Here is a 2,451-nt window from a genome sequence, read left to right on the forward strand (position 1 = left end):
GCCACCGACCTGCCCACCACGACCTGAACAACAGGCCGCCACCGGCCTCGGCATGCCCTCAGACGATCAAGCCCCCGACAACGTGACAACACCCGTGCGGGAGCTGGAAGCGCAGGACAACCAAAGTGGCGATCACTCGATCGGTGAAAACCAGCTGATGGTCTGGACCGCCGCCCTCGGCACGCAGACGCTCGTGACCTCGCCGTTCACGCAGCCGGGCATCCTCCCGCGCCATCCATGGTCCAGCCAACTCCGCGACGACCTTGCCGAGTTGATTCCGTGAAATGCCAGTGCAGATACGCTGCGAGAGAGCCGTACGGGCCAAGGATCGCTTCACAACCTTCCAACCCGTACGGCTCACTTCTTGGCACGGGCTGACCCCAGCACCTCTGTCGCACACCACGTCGTTACGCCAACGGTTTGCGCCGTCCGTCAGGGGCGGAAGGCCCGGACACCGTTGGGGGTGCCGTTGCCGGTAGGTCCGTCGTAGCCGGGGACGGCGGTGCACAGGTAGGAGCCGGTGCAGGAGCCGGTGGAACCCTGGATGATGTCGTGGAGCGCCTTACGGTGGCGGTAGGGGTAGGAGTTGGGGCGGTCGTGGGGGCGGGGGTCGCCTGCCATGGCGTATGCGCTGGCGATGATCGGGGTGGCGACGCTGGTACCGAAGGCCCGTAGCCATCCGGTCTCGCCGGCCGGGTTGGGGGTGGTGGTGTAGATGGCGACATTCTCGGCGACCGCGGAGACGTCGGCGACGGTGCGGTTGGGGCAGTCGGGATCGTGCTGGAAGGGCGGCTTGGGCTGGGTCCGGCTGCAGCCGGACCCAGCGTCGGGCCAGGCCGTCTCCTGCCAGCCGTCCCGGTCGGGCTCGTGGCCCCCGTAGGGCTCCGCCGCCCCGGTGTGTTCCAATTGGGTTCCCCCCGCGGCAGTGGTGAAGGGTGAGGCGGCGGGCCAGATGAGGTTCGGAAATCCTGCGTCGCCCGATGCTGCCACGAAGGCGATGCCGGGGTGGTCGAAGTGGATCCGGTCGAGGGGCCGCTGGGAGGGGTCCTCGTCCCTGCCCCAGCTCATGGAGATGAACTTGGCGCCCTTTGTGCGGGCTTGGTCGACCGCGGCGAGCAGGTTGGAGTTGTCGTCGGCCTCTACGAGCAGGATGTTGCAGGCCGGGCAGGCGGCGGTGACCATCTGTGTGTCGATGGCCGCCTCCGCCGCCCAGCCGGGATCCACGGAGGGAGGCGGAAGCGAGCCGCCCCTCTGGTTGATCTTCCGGAAGCATCCGCTGGCGCTGGTGCACGGCGGGAGATTGAACTGGCGCCGGTAGACCGCCATGTCATGCTCGGCCGTGGGGTAGTCGTGGGCGACCACGATGGCCACCGTCTGTCCCTTCCCGGCATGCGGGGGCAGGTTGTAAGCACTGCGGATGTCCAGGGCACCCAGGCCAGGCGGCTCGGCGCCCGGAGGCACAGACGCCACGGGGGCCATGTCGGTGCGGAACAGCAACTGGCAGGAGCCCCTGCCTGGCCCTGGCGAGGGATCACACGCGCGGCGGTATTCACCCTCCGCCCGGCCGCGGCCGTCCCCTCCCCTCTCGGCCTGCTGCTGCCGAATACCGCCGTCCGCGGCCCGCGCATGGGCTCCAGAAGGAACCAATGCCAGACTCAGCACCAGAGGCACAGCCCCCAGTACCCACCGCGAGAACCGCACAGACCGCATGACGCTCCCTCACTTTCGAAACTACACGGACGAACACACACCGACCCAGGCCGCCATCGGTGACTGGCTGAACTCGTGCCAGGCCAGGCAGCATCGTCACCCAGCAGCCACCACACACCCCGCATATGCCGCCAAATTGCACATAAAACTCAGCCAGACGGCTCGACTTTGCGGCGAATACATGTCAATCCCCCGGGAACGTAGAGTCCTGTCTCACGCCGCTTCGTGCTTCTCGCGGGCGGCTTGGCGTTGCTGACGGATCATCTGCTCGAACTCCAGGGCAAGCTGCGCGAGCGGCCCCGGGGCGAGGGCTGGCGGCCCGGCGAGCCGTGGCGGGCCCTGTCCCGGCCGACCTGGCGGCCGGACATCCGCGCGGCGGTCATCTCCCGCACGCGGATCAACCTGCACCGCAAGATCGTCAAGCACGCGGCGTTCACCGGCCAGTACCCGGTCGCGGTTCTCTCCGACTGCGTCGTGTACGCGGCCGACGGGGAAAGCCCGCTGGACTTCCTGCCGTACCGGGACGGCAAAGCACTGCCGGGCGGCTTCAAGCTCGGGGTCAACCCGGGCCTGGTCAAGCACGAGGGCACTCAGTGGGCGGTTCGTAAGGTGATGTCCTTTTCCGGTTGAGGCTGGGCAAGGTCGCTGGTGGGGGCTCCGTCGGCTATGGCTTCCTGGCGAAGTTGCCGGTGTCGGCCTCGGTGAGGATCCCGAGTTTGACCAGGCGTTTCAGCTTGGCGC

General features: G+C 68.1%; 2 protein-coding genes and 1 pseudogene. 2 read left to right on the plus strand and 1 reads right to left on the minus strand.

Going from position 1 to position 2,451, the window contains the following annotated elements:
* A partial coding sequence (locus tag ACIRU3_RS47585) for a hypothetical protein (protein WP_404070703.1) occupies window positions 1-283 on the plus strand: 283 nt, incomplete at its 5' end.
* 149 nt (window positions 284-432) lie between these two features.
* On the opposite strand, the gene ACIRU3_RS47590 is transcribed toward ACIRU3_RS47585, so the two are convergent.
* Window positions 433-1,479 (minus strand): S8 family serine peptidase, encoded by a 1,047-nt coding sequence (locus ACIRU3_RS47590; RefSeq protein ID WP_404070706.1) that lies wholly within the window; start codon window positions 1,477-1,479, stop codon window positions 433-435.
* A 510-nt stretch (window positions 1,480-1,989) separates the two neighbouring features.
* Here ACIRU3_RS47590 and ACIRU3_RS47595 point away from each other — a divergent pair.
* Window positions 1,990-2,304: pseudogene (locus ACIRU3_RS47595) on the plus strand (transcriptional regulator); the annotation flags it as partial.
* Window positions 2,305-2,451: the final 147 nt, after the last annotated feature.

The organism is Streptomyces sp. NPDC101151 (genome assembly GCF_044768335.1).
Lineage (GTDB): Bacteria > Actinomycetota > Actinomycetes > Streptomycetales > Streptomycetaceae > Streptomyces.